Raw genomic sequence first — 16,029 nt, 5'->3', positions numbered from 1 at the left:
GACCGGCCGATCGGGGCCGAACAATACCGGAGGTAGCGATGGACCGTCTTCAAGCGATGCAGGTCTTCACCCGCGTCGTCGATACGAACAGCTTCACGAAGGCCGCGGAGACGCTGAGCCTGCCGCGCGCGTCCGTCACGACGATCATTCAGAACCTCGAAGCGTTCCTCGGCGTGCGCCTGATGCACCGGACCACGCGCCGGCTCTCGCTCACGCCCGACGGCGCCGCCTACTACGAGCGCTGCGTGCGGATCCTGGCCGAGGTCGAGGAAACCGAGGCCAGCTTCCAGATCAACAATCGCAAGCCGCACGGCAAGCTGCGGGTCGACATGCCGGGTTCGCTGGGACGGCTGGTGGTGATCCCGGCGCTCAACGAATTCCGCGATCGCTACCCCGACATCGACCTCCAGCTCGGCCTGTCGGACCGCCCCGTCGACCTGCTGCAGGAAGGCGTCGACTGCGTGATCCGGGTCGGCGCGCTGCAGGATTCCTCGCTGGTGGCGCGTCGCGTCGGCCTGTTCGAGGGCGTGACGGTGGCCTCGCGGGCCTACCTGGAACGCTACGGCGAGCCGCGCTCGATCGACGACCTGGCCGATCATCGCGCGGTCAATTATTTTTCGAGCCGCACCGGCCGCAACATCGACTGGGCCTTCCTGATCGACGGCCAGGAGGTGGAGGTCAAGATGGAGAGCGTGGTCTCGGTCAACGACGCCGACGCCTACGTGACCTGCGGTATCGAGGGCTTCGGCCTGATCCAGCCGCCGCTGTTCATGGTGCTGCCGCAACTGCGCTCGGGCGAGCTCAAGGAAGTGCTGACCGGCTACAAGCCGCTGCCGATGCCGATCTCGGTGGTCTATCCGCACAGCCGCCACCTGTCGCCGAAGGTGCGCGTGTTCGTCGACTGGGTGGCCGAGGTGTTCGACCGCTGCCCGCTGCTGAACGGCTCGGGGCGCCCGCCGCTCGACACCATCTGCAGCAAGCGCACCTTCGAGGAAGCCGAGCGCGCGCCGGTACTCGATACGCCGATGGTCACCGAATGGGTGGCCTGAGCGCCTGAACGCCGCCCGCCGGGCGGCATCGATCCTCAAGGCAAACGGGGCGGCCAACTGGCCGCCCCGTTGTTTTTCAGCGCCACGCTCGCTCAGTCGAGCAGGCCCAGGATTTCCTCATACAAGGCACGCGGCACCCTCACGCCCTGCGCGATGCTGCGCTCGCGCGCCGCGAAGCGGCGTTGCGAAGGCAGGCGCGCGCCCTGCGCGGCGATCTCGCCGAGCACGCGCTCGCCGCTCGCACGACCGGCTTCCCGCGCGTCGCCGGCGAACACGGCCGGATCGAAGGCCAGCAGCAGTTCGCCGTGATACGGCGAGGCGCCCGCGCCGCCGTCATGGTCGAGCGATTCGGGGCTGGTCAGGTCGCCGATCAGCGCGCCCGCCATCAGCTCGACCATGGTCGAGAGCGCCGAGCCCTTGTGGCCGCCGAAGGTCCGCATCGCGCCGCGCAGCGCCGCGTGAGGATCGGTGGTCGGGCGGCCCTGCTCGTCGATCGCCCAGTCCTCGGGGATCGGCTTGTCCTGGCGCGCGTGCAACTCGATCTCGCCGCGCGCGATGGCGCTAGTCGCGAAGTCGAACACATAGGGCAGTTGCCCGTCAGGGCGCGGCCAGGCGAAGGCGATCGGGTTGGTGCCGAACACCGGCCGCGTGCCGCCGGCGGGCGCGACCCAGGCGTGGCTCGGGCACATCGCGATGCCGACCAGGCCGTGCGCGGCGATCGCCTCGACCTCGGGCCACAGCGCCGAGAAGTGATAGCAGCGGCGGATCTTCAGCGCCGCCAGCCCCTGCTGGCGCGCCGCCTCGACCAGCGCCGGCAGGCCCAGCTCGAAGGCGGGCAGCGAGTAGCCGCCGTGCGCGTCGACCTCGATCACGCTGCCGGCCAGCCGGCGCAGGCTCGGCACCGCGCGCGGATCGACGCGCCCGGTGCGCAGCGAGCGCACGCAGACGATCAGGCGGTAGATCCCGTGCGAATGGCATTCGTCGCGCTGCCCCTGCACGATCACCGCGGCGATCGCGCGCGCGTTCTGCTCGGTCATGCCGTGCCGCGTCAGCACCCGGCGCGCGAGCGTATCGACCTCGTCGAGCGACAACCTCACTTCCTCAGCAATACTCATCGACTCTCTCCAGGCCGTGCGCCGGCCTTGTTCGCGTGCCGCGGCGGCCGCGGCGGACTGTCGGCGCGCCAGTGCCACGGCACGCTCGAAAAAGAAACGCCGCGACGGCCGGAAACGCCGGCGCGGCAAGAGGGCAAACGCGGCGGGCATGAACACGGGCCCCCGTATCACTCGTCGTTGTCGAGCCGCAGCTTGGCGGCCGGCACGCCGGTGGCGGCGCCCCAGTAGTAGGTCAGCAGCGCGATCGCCGCCACCACCAGCGTATCGGCCGGGTGGCCCAGCACCCCGATCCCGCCGAAGCTGCCCAGGTAGGAGGCGAGGATGATCAGCGCGTAGAACGCGATCAGCCAGGCCGAGGAACGCACCTGCTCGCCCAGGCTCATGTGCTCGGTCGGCACGAAGCGGCGGCAGGCCAGGTAGACCAGGAACAGCAGGATCTGCAGGCCGAGCAGCCAGGAGACGGTGCTCCAGCCCGACCAGTAGACGATCAGCGCGGCGACGATGAAGGACAGCGGGCCCAGCACCGCGAAGGCGCCGGCGCGAAACGGCCGCGGCAGGTCGGGCGCGGTGCGGCGCAGCGCGGCCACCGAGACGGGCGCCACCGCGTAGCTGAGCACCAGCGCCGCCGACACTACGTTGATCAGCACGTCCCAGGAAGGGAACGGCAGGGTCCAGAACACCGAGAGCGCGAGCGTGAGCCACAGCCCCGCGCGCGGGATCCCGCTGGCCTCGTCGATGCGCGTGAAGACGCTGAAGAAGGTGCCGGTCTTGGCCCAGCCATAGACCACACGCGGCGCCGCGTTCATGTAGATGTTGCCGCAACCGCTCGGCGAGATCATCGCGTCGGCCACCACCATGTAGGCCAGCCAGCCGACCCCGAGCACCGTGGCGATATCGCGGTAGGGCAGGGAGAACGCGCGATCGATGCCGCCCCAGCCGCCGGCCAGCATGTCGGTCGGGATCCCGCCCAGGAAGGCCAGTTGCAGCAGCACGTAGATCAGGGTGGAGAGCAGCACCGAGAGGATCAGCGCGATGGGAATCGTGCGCTGCGGATCGCGCACCTCGCTGGCCACCGAGATGATCGGCGTGAGCCCGAGATAGGCGAAGATCACCCCGCCCGCCGACACCGCCATCTCGACGCCGGACAGCCCGAACGGCGCGAAGCCGGCCACCTGCAGGTTGCGCGGCTTGAAGAACACGAGCAGCACCACGATCACCGCCAGCGGCACCACGAACTTGAACAGGCTGATGATGTTGTTGGCCGTCGCGAAGGTCTTCACGCTCGAGTAATTGAGCCGGAAGAACAGGCACAGCAGCGCGAACTGCAGCAGCCAGCCGAGGGTGGTCGGCGCGTTCGAGCCGGGCACGGTGAGCGCCGGGAACCAGGCGGCCGCGTACTGGCGCGCCGCGACCACCTCGATCGCGATCAGGCTGGAGAACGCGATCAGCGTGATGAAGCCCATCAGGTAGCCGAGCAGCGGGCCGTGCGAGAACACCGGGTAGCGCACCACGCCGCCCGCGCGCGGCAGCGCGGCGCCGAGCTCGCAGTAGACGATGCCGAGCAGCAGCACCGCGAAGCCGCCGAGTACCCAAGAGAAGATGCCGGCCGGGCCGGCGATGCTGGCCACGTGGCTGGCCGCGAACAGCCAGCCCGAGCCGAAGATCGCGCCGAGCCCGATGAAGGTCAGGTCGGTCAGCGAGAGTTGCCGCTGGAATTTGCCTTGTGCCATCTGTCTGTCTCCTGCCATGTAGGCCGTCCGGTCGTGCGCGCCGGCGCGTCGCCCGCCGGACGGCGGGTCACGCAACCGGAACGCAGGGACGAACGCCCGCGCCGCGCGCAGGCGATGCGCACGGTGCTCGGGGCGCCGAAGCGGCGCGGGAGGGAGAGAGCCGGGCCAGGGTGGCGGCCCGGCCGGTCGAAGCGGTTCCGGCTGCGGCGGATCGGGCGAAGCGGGCCACGCGCGCGGCGCGGGCCGCCCCGTCCTGCTCAGAGGCCGACGTCGGGCAACGCGGGACGATTCGCGAGCGCCTCGGCGACGATCTTCTTCACGTGCGCGAGCGCCTCGCCTTCGAGCGCGAGACGCGGCGGACGCGTGATCGCGCTGCCGCGGCCCAGCAGTTCCTCGCACAGCTTGATGCACTGGACCAGGTCGGGACGCGCGTCGAGGTGCAGCAGCGGCATGAACCAGCGATACAGCGCGAGCGCCTCGTCGAAGCGCTTCTGCATGGCCAGGCGGAACAGCGTCTCGCCTTCCTTCGGGAACGCGTTCGACATGCCCGACACCCAGCCCTGGGCGCCCACCGCGATGCTCTCGACCACCACGTCGTCGAGGCCCGCGAACAGCACGAAGCGATCGCCGACCGCGTTGCGGATGTCGATGAAGCGGCGCGTATCGCCCGAGGAATCCTTGAAGTAGACGATGTTCTCGCAATCCTGCAGCGCGATCAGCACGTCGGGCGTGACGTCGTTCTTGTAGATCGGCGGATTGTTGTAGACCATCACCGGCAGGTCGGTGCTGGTGGCGACGGCGCGGAAATGCGCGGCCGTCTCGTGCGTCTTGGCCGAGTAGACCAGCGCCGGCATCACCATCACGCCGTCCACGCCGGCCTTGGCCGCGGCGCGCACGGTCTGCCTGGCGAATTCGGTGGTGAATTCCGCCACGCCGGCGATCACCGGCACGCGGCCGCCCGAGGCGTCGCGCGCGGCCTCGATCACCGAGATCTTCTCGGCCACCGTCATCGAGGTGTTCTCGCCCACCGTGCCGCACACCACCAGTCCCGACACGCCGTCCTTCACGAGATTGCTCATGACGCGATGCGTGGCCTCGAGGTCGAGCGAGAAATCGGGCTTGAACTGCGTGCTGACGGCGGGGAATACGCCGCTCCAGTGCTTGGCGGATTGGGTCATGTTCCAGTCTCCTCGAAGGGGAAGTCGAATCGGTGCAGCGAGTATCCGCCCGCCAAAACCTCGCGGCTTGTGACTAATTACCGGTGACGATGATGAAATCGGCACAGCCGGCAATGCCTTCGATCGGCTGACTGCGCTGTCCCGTAATGGGCGAGACGGTTCGGTATCGAGTGGTCGCCATGCGCACCGGATACCAGCCGGGGCACGCGGCGCGCGGCCGGGAACCGCCCGCGGCGGCCGCGCCGGGCGCGCATTCGAGGGCACGATCCTCTCGGATGCGATGTATTTTTGCAACGCAGCATGCCCAATGGAATCGTCAACTTCGGAGCATCACACTATTGCTCCAAATGCATCAATTCGAAAACGGCCGCCGGTGCCGGCTCGCCAGGAATCGCCGAAATCCAGTCTGGACAAGGCTTTTGCCTGACCCTATTCGCAGTACGGAAATCGATTGTTCCAGCACGACGACAATTCAATTCGCGACGGCCTTATTTATCGATGCTGCGCGCGCACCTAAATTTCACTCCATCGCGCAACCGGACCGGAAGCGCTCCCGAATCCCCAAGGAGTTGAACATGAACCGCCTCGCCCTCACCGCCGCCGCTCTCGTGCTGTCCGCCACCGCAGCTTCCGCCTTTGCCGATGGCGGCATCGGCCGCGCCGGCAGCTACGGCGACCTGCCCGCCATGCACGCGAACACCACGCAAGCCCCGCTCACCCGCGCCCAGGTGCGCGCCGAACTCGCCCAAGCCCAGCGCGACGGCACCCTGGCCCTGATGCGCAAGAGCACCTCGTATCCGCAAGGCATCGAGCTCGCCCAACAACGCGCCGCCCATTCGGAATCGGGCGCCCCGTCGAGCGAACTCGCCTCGGCCAACCGCTAAACCAGCCGCGCGCGGCCCAGGCGCCGCGCATCCCCGGCAAACCCTGTCACCGGAAGGAGGTCACGATCATGAACCCGAACGAACCGAAACCGTCGCAACTCGACCACTGGGACCAGACCACGCCGGTCTGGATCCCGTTCCGCGCGCAGCCGCGCGGCAACGAGAGCGAGTGACACGCCGATGAAAAAACGGGCGGCCTTCGCGGGCCGCCCGTCGATGTTTCACCGCCTCGTGCCCGTCGGGCCCGGCCGTCGCTCCTCGGGAAGGCGCGACGGCCGGGCCCGATTCTTTTCAACGAGGCGCCAAGCGCGGATGCAACACCGCGATCAGCGTGCCGGCACGCCGTCGCGCCACTCGCTCCAGTGCGTGACGATGTCCTGCACCAGCGGATTGCCGGCGCGATACAGGTTCTCGGTCGCGATCGTGAAGCCGCCCTGGTCCGCGTAGTTGAGCAGGTTGTCGACGCTGGTCTGGCCCGGGTACGGGCGATCGAAGTCGGAGCCGGTGCGCAGCACCGCCACGCGCGAGAGGTCGACCCGCTTGGTGGCCGCCGCGCGCGTGAGCGCCTCGTAAGTGGCGTTGTCTTCCTGGGCCGTCATGCAATAGGTGCCCTTGCCGTCGGTCAGGATCTTGGTCCACTGGCGCGCGCGCTCGCCGATCTTCGTGCCCGAGAACCAGGTATTGCCCGACGAGGTATCGCAGCGGACCACCGCCGGCGGCCGGTTGGCCGGTGCCGTGTCGAACTTCGCGCGCGCGGCCTGGGCCTGCGCGTTGTCGGCCAGGGTCACGTTGCGCGACAGCGCATAGGCCGCCTCGGTCAGCTTCGGATTCAGCTCGAACACCTCGGTCTTGTAGTCGAGCGGCGGCTTGTCGCTCGGGCTCTTGGTATTGATGCCGAGGTAACCGGTGTTCCAGCCGGCCGGGATCTCGCGCGCGTCGAGCTCCCACTGCAGGCTGAAGTCGACCAGGTAATGCGACCAGGCCGCCGAGCCGACCGTGCCCTGGGCCGGATCGACGCCGGCGATGCCCGAGACCAGGAAGTAGGTGCGGCGCAGGTCGAACTTCGGCGAGAAGCCCAGCGCCATGATGGTGGCCGCCGCGTTCGCGTAACCCATGCCGGTGGTCACCACGCAGACGTCCTGGCGGTTGCACTGCACGTTCGGATAATCGGGCGAGAGGCCTTCCACCCTGACCGGCGTCCAGGGGCCGATCCGGTCGGTCCAGGCCTGCCCTTCCGGCCCGAACATGGTGATGATCATCACCTTGGGCGCGCGCGTGCCGGCCGCGTGGTCGGCGCCGTCCTGCGCGTCCTGGGTGGTGGCGGAGTTCTGCGCGACGGAAGGCACCGTGGCGCACGCGGCCAGCGAGACAACGGCCGCGGAAATGATCGAGCGAGTCAGCATCGTCGTTCCTTATGAATGGAGTGGTGAGAACGGCTATCGACATGCGAGGCGCGCGCGCCGCACCGGGCCCTCCGGCATGGCGCGCGCGTCGGTTTCGTCGTGACGCGGGGACACGACGCGGCCCGCGGCGATCGAGGTCGCCGTCAGCCAGGCCGCAAGCGTAGCGAACACGCGGCACGCGCCGCCGGCAAGCCCGAAGCGGCGAACGCCGGAGCGAGCGGAACCGGCGAAACCGGCCGCGAATTCGTACGACAGGATTGCGATTCTATCGGTCGGGCGCGGCCGGCCAAATTTCCGGGCGCCCGGCGCAATGAAAACGGGAGCCGCGATGGGCTCCCGTCGATGGGCGGCGACCTGCGCCGGCGGCTCAGTTCAGCGGCTCAGGTCACATCCTCAGGTCACCTCGATGCGCGGCGCGCCGTCGACCAGTTCGCCGATCACGGCCGCCTGCGCGAAACCGTCGGCGTGGAAGCAGGCCAGCACCTCGTCGACGCTGTCTGGCGCGCAGGCCACCAGCAGGCCGCCCGAGGTTTGCGGATCGGTCAGCAGGGCCTGCGCGATCGAGGGCAGGCCGTCGCCCAGCCGTACCTCGGCGCCATAGGCGGCCCAGTTGCGTCCCGACGCGCCGGTCACCACGCCGGCCTCGGCGAACGCCTCGGCGCCGGCCAGCCAGGGCAGCGCGGCATAACGCACGCGCGCCGTCAGCCCCGCGCCGCGCGCCACCTCGAGCCCATGGCCGAGCAGGCCGAAACCGGTCACGTCGGTCATCGCGTGCACGCCCGGCAGCGCGGCCAGCTCTGCGCCGGGCCGGTTCAGCTTGGTGGTGGCCGCGATCATCGCCGCGTAGCCGGCGGCATCGAGCTGGTTCTTCTTGAGCGCGGCCGACAACACGCCGACGCCGAGCGGCTTGCCGAGCACCAGCACGTCGCCGGCGCGCGCGCCCGCGTTGCGCTTGACGCGCGAAGGATGCACCAGGCCCAGCGCGGCCAGCCCGTAGATCGGCTCGACCGAGTCGATCGAATGACCGCCCGCGACGGGAATGCCCGCCTCGGCGCAGACCGCCTCGCCGCCCTTGAGCACCGCCGCGATGGTCTCGTGCGGCAACACGTTGATCGGCATGCCGACCAGGGCCAGCGCCAGGATCGGCTTGCCGCCCATCGCGTAGACGTCGGACAGCGCATTGGTGGCGGCGATCCGGCCGAAGTCGTAGGGATCGTCGACGATCGGCATGAAGAAATCGGTGGTGGCGACGATCGCCTGCTCGTCGTTGAGCCGGTAGACGGCGGCATCGTCAGCGGTCTCGGTGCCGACCAGCAGGTCGGGGAACAGCGCGGGCGGCGCGTTGCGCTTGAGCAGGTCGGCCAGCACGCCCGGTGCGATCTTGCAGCCGCAGCCGCCGCCGTGCGACAGGCTGGTCAGGCGCGGCGGCTGATTCGATTGCGGGTTCGAGTTCATGGCGAGGGGGTGGTGGTCGTGGTTGGGAAAGCGCCATTATCGACAATCCGCGGCGAACGCGGGCGCGACCCGCACCGGGCGTCACGAAACGGACACTTGGCGAAACCGGGAGCATGCTGCGATAATCCACGGCTTGCCGCATTTTGCCTCCGATTGCCGCAAGCCCGGCCGGGCTTGCGGGCAGCTAAACCGGCTCCTCGTCTCGCGCCCCCCGCCGTCATGGATCATCTGCTCGTCGCCCTCGTGCTGTTCTCCGCGCTGCTGCACGCGATCTGGAATGCCTTCCTGCACGTCAGCGAGGATCGCGTGATCCAGCTCGGGACGATGGCCGTGCCCTACCTCGTCGCCGGGGTGGCCGGCGCGCTGTGGCTGCCGGCGCCGGCCGCGGCCGCGTGGCCCTACATCGCGGCCTCGGCCCTGCTCGAGATCGGCTATTGCGTGGCGCTGCTGCGCGCCTATCGCAGCGGCGAATTCAGCCAGATCTACCCGATCGCGCGCGGCAGCTCCCCGCTGCTGGTCGCGCTGTTCGCCTTCGCCGCGCTCGGCGAACGGCCCTCGGCCTTCGCGCTGGCCGGCATCGCCCTGGTTTCCGGCGGCATCATCTCGCTCGCGCTGCGGCGCGGCCTGCGCCTGTCCGGCGAGAGCGTGCCCTATGCGGTGCTGACCGGCGTATTCATCGCCGCGTATTCGGTGGTGGACGGCATCGGCGTGCGCCTGGCCGGCAATTCGCTGTCGTATATCTGCTGGGTCTACCTGCTGTGGAACGTGCCGCAGTTCGTGCTGGTCTGCGCGCTGCGCGGCGGCCCGCGCGCGCTGCTGGCGCCGAGCGCCACGCTCTGGCGCGGCGTGGCCGCCGGCACCTGCGCGCTGGGCGCCTATGCGATCGTCACGCTGGCCTACCGCTACCTGCCGGTGGCCACCGTCTCGGCGCTGCGCGAGACCAGCTCGATCTTCGCGATCGGCATCGGCTGGTTCGCCATGCGCGAGCAGCCCACCACGCGGCGCCTGCTGGCCTGCGCGATGGTGGTGGCGGGCGCCGTGCTGATCCGGATGTAGCGCGCAGGCCGACCCATCCAGCGGCCCGGCGTGCTCAGCGATCCACCACCTTCACCGGCAAGCCGGTCTTGTACTGCACGCGGCGCAGCGTGATCGCCGTGCTGACGTCGCGCACGCCCTCGATGGTGGCCAGCCTGGACATCACGAAGCGCTCGATGCCCGGGATGTCGTTGGCGACCACGCGGATCATGTAGTCGTAGGCGCCCGTCATCAGGTAGCACTCCATCACCTCGTCGCAGCCGCGGATCACGCGCTCGAAAGCCGCCAGCGTGTCGGCCGACTTCTCCACCGCCACCGACACGTAGGCGTTGACGGGATAACCCACCTTGTCCTGGTCGAGCACCGCGACGTAGTCCTTGATCACGCCTGCCTCCTCGAGCAGGCGGATGCGCCGGTACAGCGGCGAGGGCGAGATCGACAGTTCCTCGGCCAGTTCGGCCGCCTTCACGTGCGCGTTGCGCTGCAGCGCGTTGAGGATCGTCACATCGGTCTTGTCGAGCTTCATTGGCTCCATTCCTCAATTCGACTTGAAAAATTGGCGTTTCGAGCCAGGCATGGCAGCGAATCGCACAGGTTTTGGCTGAACTGTACAGCGCTGCGCCGCTACCATTCCAGCAGTTTCGGTCCGCGAGGACGCGAACGCGAACTGTGGAGAGCAAGGATGAAGGTCGTGGTGATGGGCGCGGGCGCCGTGGGGTGCTTCTATGGCGGGATGCTGGCGCGGGGCGGCCAGGACGTGGTGCTGATCGGGCGAGCGCGGCATGTCGAGGCGATCGGCGCGCAGGGCCTGCGCTTCGAATCCGCGCATTTCGACGAGCGCGTCCCGGTGCGGGCGAGCACCGATCCGGCGGCGGCCGCCGAGGCCGACCTGGTGCTGGTCTGCGTGAAATCGGACGATACCGTCGAGGCGGCCGAGGCATTGCGCCCGCACCTGAAGCGCGAGGCGATCGTGGTGTCGCTGCAGAACGGCATCGACAACGCGGCGACCCTCGAGGCCGCGCTGGGCCGCCCCGCGATCGCCGCGGCCGTCTACGTGGCCTGCGAGATGGCCGATGCCGGGCATCTCCGGCATCACGGGCGCGGCGACCTGATCATCGGGACCGCCGCCGGCAGCGAGGCGGTGGCGCGGTGCTTCGAGGCAGCCGGCGTGCCGACCCTGGTCTCCGCCGACGTGGCCGCGGCCTTGTGGGACAAGCTGGTGCTGAACTGCTCGTACAACGCCATCTCGGCGCTGGTGCAACTGCCGTTCGGCGCGGTCAGCGGTCTGCCGGCGGCCGAGCAGGCGATGCGCGACGTGCTAGCCGAATGCCTGGCCGTCGCCCGCGCCGAGGGCGTGCGGATGGACCTCGATGCCGGCAGCCAGTACGCGCGCATTCGTCGGACTATCCCGGGCGGCCAGTATTCCTCGATGGCGCAGGATTTCGCGCGCGGCCGTGCCACCGAGATCGCGCACCTGAACGGCGCGATCGTGCGGCGCGGCACGGCGCTGGGGGTGGCGACGCCGGTCAATCAGATGCTGGTGGCGCTGATCGGCCTGATCGAGACGCGGATGGGAGGTGAGCGGGAAGCGGCGGGGACGCGCGAGGCGATGGCGGTTTGAGGGGGGCGTCAGACGTGGAGGACGTTTGCCGGAACGAGCGTCGATCGTGAGCCGTGTCAGACAGGCTGCAAAACCTGACTGTCAATACGCAGTTCTTGAGAACATAAGCTCTTGTTTCTTATAAATCTTCCTCAGTTCTCATGCTAGAGTGACTCTCGCAATTCCACCGGCATCCGGAGTCCCGCCATGAAACTCGAAGACCGCATTCGACGCTCGATATCGCAACGTGCAAGCCTGGTCGTCCTGCGCTCCGAATTCGCCAGGATGGGAAGCGATTCGCAGATCGGGCGCGTGCTGGCCCATCTGGTCGAGAACGGCGAATTGGTCAGGGTGAGCAAGGGCGCATTCGCCAAGACGCGCATCAACAAGTTCACCGGCAAGCCGACACCGGCGGGAACCCTGGAAGTCATCTCCGCGGAATTGTTCGCCAAGCTTGGAATCGAGATCAGATCGAGCCGGCTCGTCGACGAGTACAACCGCGGCGAAACTACTCAGGTTCCGGTGAGCAGCATCGTCAATACTGGCCGTCGACGCATCACTCGCAAGGTGACCGTAGGGAGTCGCACGCTGGCCTATGAAAGTCATTCCGGACGAACTCATCTCCGATATTGAAGATGCCGCTGCCGCGGGAATACTGAAAGCCCTCTCTCCCGCCGTGGCGGAGAAAGACATACACGTCACGGATGCGCTCCATGCCTTGTCTCGAATTCAACTCAGGCATGTCGCCCACCAGTTGAATCGGGCGCGGGGCAACCCGGCGCCCGCGACACTGGATGTAGCCACGCACTTGATCTTCGCCGGTGGCACCTGCCTTTCCAAGGCACATGGGCTGATCGAGCGGATGTCCGAAGACATCGACATCAAGGTCGTGCTCGATGCCATTCCACCGGGATACGCCCTGCCGCACCGGCAAGGCGACCGGAAACGTCTCGGCGACCTGCATGATGCCGTCGAACGCTGCCTGAGCGATATCGGCTTCGAATATGCGGCGGCGACGAGCGGCGACAATCCGGTTTCAAGGGACAATCGCCGCTACTACTGCCTTGCCGTCTCCTATGACGCACGATTCCAGGACGTTTCCGGCGCGCTTCGCCCGCAATTGAAGCTCGAACTCATTCATCGTCCTCCGCGGCTCCCCGTCGAGACACTCGAAATGGGCTATCTGCTCGACAGCTTCATTCCACGCGAACGACCTCATCGATTTGCGATGGCTTGCCTGTCAGCCGCTGAAACCCTGGCGGAAAAAGTCCTGTCCATGCTGCGTCGCTGTGCATGGAACTGGGACGGTTATCAGCGGGGCACCTTCGATACGGCGCTGATCCGGCATATCCACGATGTGCGATGCATCGTCGAATCGAATCCCGCCAGTCTCGAGGCCGCGCGCACTGTCTTTGCCGATCTGGTCAGGCAGGATGCCAGGGAGTTTCGAGGCCAGCATCCCCGCTTCGACACGGACCCGTTCGCGGTTCTACGACATACGCTGGACGCCGCCCGTCATCGTGAAGCGCTTCGCCGGGATTTCGACCAACGCCTGTCGCCGCTGATATACGGGGACGACAGACCGACGTTCGACACCTGCTTCGCCGCATTCGCCTCGGCCGCGCGAGAACTGCTGGCATAGTTCACGTCGATCGCTGCGCCGATGTATTCGCCTCAATCCGATTCCGTTGTCTCGGCCTGCACCGGCGTCCTGGCCATCTCCGGCCGGTTGGAATCGGCTGGCGCCTCGACGCCGGGCTCGGATTTACGCTCCCCATACAAATGCGAAATCGCCTCGTCGCAGAGATGATGCGGCGGATGCACCCAGATGGTCGACAGGAACCATTCGGGCCTGAGCCACATGAGCAGTCCGAACAGCAGCAGCACGGCGATCATGCCGAGCCACAAGGTAAGCAAATCCATGAGGAGTCCGTAAGCCAGTCGCGACACCCAAGCGGTGACACTTGGGTAACGCGCCAGGCTACCGGGCTATTCCATCGGCAGGCGCGATGGCGAAACAAAATGAGGAAGCGCGCCCGCCACCGGCGATACAGACCGATCACATCGGCGATCAGTTCGGCACCAGCCGCCAGCCGCCGCCCACGATCTCGACCATCACGCGCGCGCGCTCGTCGAGGCCCGAGTGATCGGTCGGCGTCATGTTGACGACACCCTGCGAGGTCCGCAGATCCCTGGTGTTCTCGAGCGCGGTGCGCAGCGCCGAGCGGAACGCCGCGGTACCCGGCTGGCCCTGCTTCAGCGCGACGGGAATCGCCTGCTGCAGCAACAGGCCCGCATCCCAGGCATTGCCGCCGAAGGTCGAGGTGCTGCCCGCGCCATAGGCACCGTCATAGGCGCGCCGATAAACCAGCGCGCTCGCCTTCACGGGGTTCGAATCGGGCAGTTGCTCGGCCACCAGCAAGGGGCCGGCCGGCAGGAAGGTGCCTTCGCAATCCTTGCCGCACAGGCGCAGGAAATCGCCGTTCGCCACGCCGTGGGTCTGGTAGTAGAGGCCCTTGTAGCCGCGCTCCTTGAGCGTCTTCTGCGGCAGCGCGGCCGGCGAACCGGCGCCGGCGATCAGCACCGCATCGGGATTGCGCGAGACGATCTTCAGCACCTGGCCGGTGACCGAGGTGTCGTTGCGCGCATAGCGCTCGCTCGCGACCAGCTGGATGCCGGCCTTCGCGGCCGCCTTGCCGAATTCGTTGAGCCAGCTTTCGCCATAGGCATCCGCGAAGCCGATGAAGCCGACCGTCTTCACATGATGCTCGACCATGTTCTGCACGATCGCGCCGGCCATCAGCGCGTCGTTCTGCGGCGTCTTGAAGGCCCAGCCGCGCTTGGCGTCCATCGGCGCCACGATCGAGGCGGCCGCGGCCAGCGCGATCATCGGCGTGCCGGACTGCGCGGCGATATCGAGCATCGCTAGCGAGTTCGGCACGATGGTCGAGCCGACCAGCGCGTCGACATGGTCCTCGCTGCTGAGCTTGCGTGCGTTCTGCACCGCGTGCGAGGGGTCGGAAGCGTCGTCGAGCACGATGTAGTCGATCTTCTGCCCGGCGATCTCCCTGGGCAGCAGCGCGATCGTATTCTTCTGCGCAATGCCGAGCGAGGCGGCCGGGCCGGTGGCCGAGACGGTCACGCCGATCTTCACGTCGGCCAGCGCCGGCAGGCTGACGAGCCCGGCGAGGCCGGCCAGCAGGCAGGCGGCGTGGATCGGTTTCAGCGCGGACAGGAAGGGCTTCATGCTGGGAGGCTCGTATCGAATGAATGGGCGGGACGGATCCCGGCCGGCGTCGCGCGACGCGGTACCGGCGCCCCCACTGAACGTTCGACCCGGCCCGGCTATTCCATGCGGGGAGAAAAAAGCCGCGCCGGCCGGCGCTAGCCGCCGCGCTTCGCGAACACCACCTCGTCGATCGCCTCGGCCAGCGTCTCGAAGGCCGGCCCGATCTCGTCCTCGGGCACACAGGCGTAGCCGAGCAGCAGCCCCGGCGCCGCGCGCGAGGGATCGGCGTAATAGCCGGACAGCGCGCGCACCACGATATTGCGTTCGAGCGCGGCCTGCGCCACGGCGCGATCGTCGGCGCCGTCGGGCAGGCGCATCACCAGGTGCAGGCCCGCGTCGCCGCCCACGGCCGGCAGCGCGTCGCCGTAGCGGCGCGCCAGCACGTCGAGCAGCGTCTGCCGCCGCAGGCCGTACAACGCGCGCATCTTGCGGATGTGCGACACGAAATGCCCTTCCGCGATGAATTCCGCCAGCACCGCCTGCTGCAGCAGTTGCCCCTCGCGATACAGCTCGGCGCTGGCGGTCGCGAAGCTTTCGGCCAGCGGCTCGGGCGCCACCAGGTAACCCACCCGCAGCCCCGGGAACAGCGTCTTGCCGAAGCTGCCCACGTAGATCACCTGCCCGCTGCCGTCGAGCCCCTGCAACGAGGCCAGCGGCCGGCTGCCGTAGCGGAATTCGCTGTCGTAGTCGTCCTCGATGATCCAGGCGCCGTGCTGGCGCGCGTATTCGAGCAGCATGCGCCGCCGCGCGAGGCTCATCACCATGCCGAGCGGGTACTGGTGCGAAGGGGTGACCAGCATCAGCCGGGGCGGCGTGGCGAGATCCTCGGCGCTCGGCGCGATGCCTTCCTCGTCGACGGGGATCGGCCGCGTGGTCAGCCCCGAGACGTGCAGCACGCTGCGCACGCCCCAGTAGCAGGGATCCTCGGTCCAGATCACGTCGCCGGGATCGGTCAGCAGGCGCGTGGCCAGGTCGATCGACTGGTGGATGCCGGTGGTGATCACGATCTGCTCGGGCGAGCAGCGCACCGAGCGCGAGGTGCGCAGGTAGTCGGCCAGCGCCTCGCGCATCGAGGCGAGCCCGCCGCCCGGCGCGTAGGTCAGCAGGTCGGGCCGCAGGCGGCGCCAGTATTTGTTGTGCAGGCGGGTCCAGACCCGGGCCGGAAAGCGCGACACGTCGGGCACGCCCGGCATGAAGGCGCCGCCCTGCCGTTTGGAGACCCCGGCGCCGGCCACCAGCCGCGCGCCGCGCGCGGACAGCGTGCGCGCCAGCGGGCGCCGCAACGCCGCGG

The 16,029-nt window shown here is 68.4% G+C and carries 15 protein-coding genes; 6 read left to right on the top strand and 9 right to left on the bottom strand.

Annotated elements, in window-relative coordinates; genetic code table 11:
- The first annotated feature begins 38 nt into the window (after positions 1-38).
- On the top strand, positions 39-1,049 hold the full coding sequence (locus F3J18_RS08845; protein ID WP_013689313.1) for a LysR family transcriptional regulator: 1,011 nt from the start codon (positions 39-41) through the stop codon (positions 1,047-1,049).
- A 92-nt stretch (positions 1,050-1,141) separates the two neighbouring features.
- On the opposite strand, the gene F3J18_RS08840 is transcribed toward F3J18_RS08845, so the two are convergent.
- The 3 genes from F3J18_RS08840 to F3J18_RS08830 all read right to left on the bottom strand — a co-directional run bounded on the left by F3J18_RS08840 (position 1,142) and on the right by F3J18_RS08830 (position 5,072).
- Positions 1,142-2,164, bottom strand: a complete 1,023-nt coding sequence (locus F3J18_RS08840; RefSeq protein WP_025100180.1) for an Ldh family oxidoreductase — start codon at positions 2,162-2,164, stop codon at positions 1,142-1,144.
- A gap of 167 nt (positions 2,165-2,331) precedes the next feature.
- On the bottom strand, positions 2,332-3,894 hold the full coding sequence (locus F3J18_RS08835; protein ID WP_166912579.1) for an APC family permease: 1,563 nt from the start codon (positions 3,892-3,894) through the stop codon (positions 2,332-2,334).
- A 257-nt stretch (positions 3,895-4,151) separates the two neighbouring features.
- Entirely contained in the window at positions 4,152-5,072 is a 921-nt protein-coding gene (locus F3J18_RS08830; protein WP_013689310.1) for a dihydrodipicolinate synthase family protein, read from the bottom strand.
- 575 nt (positions 5,073-5,647) lie between these two features.
- Between F3J18_RS08830 and F3J18_RS08825 the strand changes: the two genes are divergently transcribed.
- On the top strand, positions 5,648-5,956 hold the full coding sequence (locus tag F3J18_RS08825; protein WP_025100182.1) for a DUF4148 domain-containing protein: 309 nt from the start codon (positions 5,648-5,650) through the stop codon (positions 5,954-5,956).
- A 326-nt stretch (positions 5,957-6,282) separates the two neighbouring features.
- Here F3J18_RS08825 and F3J18_RS08820 read toward each other — a convergent pair whose 3' ends face one another.
- Together F3J18_RS08820 and selD are read right to left on the bottom strand one after the other, a co-directional pair.
- The gene (locus F3J18_RS08820; RefSeq protein ID WP_166912578.1) at positions 6,283-7,359 is read right to left on the bottom strand and encodes a purine nucleoside permease; all 1,077 of its coding nucleotides are present in this window, start codon (positions 7,357-7,359) and stop codon (positions 6,283-6,285) included.
- Positions 7,360-7,752: 393 nt separating this feature from the next.
- Positions 7,753-8,814: a selenide, water dikinase SelD gene (gene selD, locus F3J18_RS08815; RefSeq protein WP_025102149.1), complete on the bottom strand. Its 1,062-nt coding sequence runs from the start codon at positions 8,812-8,814 to the stop codon at positions 7,753-7,755.
- 219 nt (positions 8,815-9,033) lie between these two features.
- Between selD and F3J18_RS08810 the strand changes: the two genes are divergently transcribed.
- A complete protein-coding gene (locus tag F3J18_RS08810) occupies positions 9,034-9,870 on the top strand; it encodes a DMT family transporter (protein WP_017918438.1) in 837 nt (278 codons plus the stop codon).
- Positions 9,871-9,904: 34 nt separating this feature from the next.
- Here the strand turns inward: F3J18_RS08810 and F3J18_RS08805 are convergent, their stop codons facing one another.
- Positions 9,905-10,375, bottom strand: a complete 471-nt coding sequence (locus F3J18_RS08805) for an Lrp/AsnC family transcriptional regulator (RefSeq protein ID WP_025102147.1) — start codon at positions 10,373-10,375, stop codon at positions 9,905-9,907.
- A gap of 156 nt (positions 10,376-10,531) precedes the next feature.
- On the opposite strand from F3J18_RS08805, the gene F3J18_RS08800 reads away from it, so the two are divergent.
- From F3J18_RS08800 to F3J18_RS08790, 3 genes are all read left to right on the top strand, one after another.
- Complete coding sequence (locus F3J18_RS08800; RefSeq protein WP_166912577.1) at positions 10,532-11,470, top strand: 2-dehydropantoate 2-reductase; 939 nt, start codon at positions 10,532-10,534, stop codon at positions 11,468-11,470.
- A gap of 186 nt (positions 11,471-11,656) precedes the next feature.
- Positions 11,657-12,082, top strand: coding sequence for a DUF6088 family protein (locus F3J18_RS08795; RefSeq protein ID WP_025102145.1), 426 nt, complete (start codon positions 11,657-11,659; stop codon positions 12,080-12,082).
- A complete protein-coding gene (locus F3J18_RS08790) occupies positions 12,045-13,091 on the top strand; it encodes a nucleotidyl transferase AbiEii/AbiGii toxin family protein (protein ID WP_166912576.1) in 1,047 nt (348 codons plus the stop codon). Before F3J18_RS08795 ends, F3J18_RS08790 begins: the two co-directional genes overlap by 38 nt.
- A gap of 32 nt (positions 13,092-13,123) precedes the next feature.
- Here the strand turns inward: F3J18_RS08790 and F3J18_RS08785 are convergent, their stop codons facing one another.
- The 3 genes from F3J18_RS08785 to F3J18_RS08775 all read right to left on the bottom strand — a co-directional run.
- A complete protein-coding gene (locus F3J18_RS08785) occupies positions 13,124-13,372 on the bottom strand; it encodes a hypothetical protein (protein ID WP_152554573.1) in 249 nt (82 codons plus the stop codon).
- Positions 13,373-13,520: 148 nt separating this feature from the next.
- Positions 13,521-14,696 (bottom strand): ABC transporter substrate-binding protein, encoded by a 1,176-nt coding sequence (locus F3J18_RS08780; RefSeq protein WP_025102142.1) that lies wholly within the window; start codon positions 14,694-14,696, stop codon positions 13,521-13,523.
- Between the two features lie 137 nt (positions 14,697-14,833).
- On the bottom strand, positions 14,834-16,029 hold a 1,196-nt coding region (locus F3J18_RS08775), incomplete at its 5' end, for a PLP-dependent aminotransferase family protein (protein ID WP_166912575.1).

Source organism: Burkholderia sp. Ax-1720, assembly GCF_011753035.1.
Classification (GTDB): domain Bacteria; phylum Pseudomonadota; class Gammaproteobacteria; order Burkholderiales; family Burkholderiaceae; genus Burkholderia; species Burkholderia gladioli.
The sequence above is the reverse complement of the archived record's forward strand: the minus strand, read 5'-3'. Positions and strand labels throughout refer to the sequence as shown.

Bases quoted from the DNA above. Each gene is read 5' to 3' on its own strand.
- F3J18_RS08845 (WP_013689313.1), top strand. From the start codon at position 39: ATGGACCGTCTTCAAGCGATGCAGGTCTTCACCCGCGTCGTCGATACG.
- F3J18_RS08840 (WP_025100180.1), bottom strand. From the start codon at position 2,164: ATGAGTATTGCTGAGGAAGTGAGGTTGTCGCTCGACGAGGTCGATACG.
- F3J18_RS08835 (WP_166912579.1), bottom strand. From the start codon at position 3,894: ATGGCACAAGGCAAATTCCAGCGGCAACTCTCGCTGACCGACCTGACC.
- F3J18_RS08830 (WP_013689310.1), bottom strand. From the start codon at position 5,072: ATGACCCAATCCGCCAAGCACTGGAGCGGCGTATTCCCCGCCGTCAGC.
- F3J18_RS08825 (WP_025100182.1), top strand. From the start codon at position 5,648: ATGAACCGCCTCGCCCTCACCGCCGCCGCTCTCGTGCTGTCCGCCACC.
- F3J18_RS08820 (WP_166912578.1), bottom strand. From the start codon at position 7,359: ATGCTGACTCGCTCGATCATTTCCGCGGCCGTTGTCTCGCTGGCCGCG.
- selD (WP_025102149.1), bottom strand. From the start codon at position 8,814: ATGAACTCGAACCCGCAATCGAATCAGCCGCCGCGCCTGACCAGCCTG.
- F3J18_RS08810 (WP_017918438.1), top strand. From the start codon at position 9,034: ATGGATCATCTGCTCGTCGCCCTCGTGCTGTTCTCCGCGCTGCTGCAC.
- F3J18_RS08805 (WP_025102147.1), bottom strand. From the start codon at position 10,375: ATGAAGCTCGACAAGACCGATGTGACGATCCTCAACGCGCTGCAGCGC.
- F3J18_RS08800 (WP_166912577.1), top strand. From the start codon at position 10,532: ATGAAGGTCGTGGTGATGGGCGCGGGCGCCGTGGGGTGCTTCTATGGC.
- F3J18_RS08795 (WP_025102145.1), top strand. From the start codon at position 11,657: ATGAAACTCGAAGACCGCATTCGACGCTCGATATCGCAACGTGCAAGC.
- F3J18_RS08790 (WP_166912576.1), top strand. From the start codon at position 12,045: ATGAAAGTCATTCCGGACGAACTCATCTCCGATATTGAAGATGCCGCT.
- F3J18_RS08785 (WP_152554573.1), bottom strand. From the start codon at position 13,372: ATGGATTTGCTTACCTTGTGGCTCGGCATGATCGCCGTGCTGCTGCTG.
- F3J18_RS08780 (WP_025102142.1), bottom strand. From the start codon at position 14,696: ATGAAGCCCTTCCTGTCCGCGCTGAAACCGATCCACGCCGCCTGCCTG.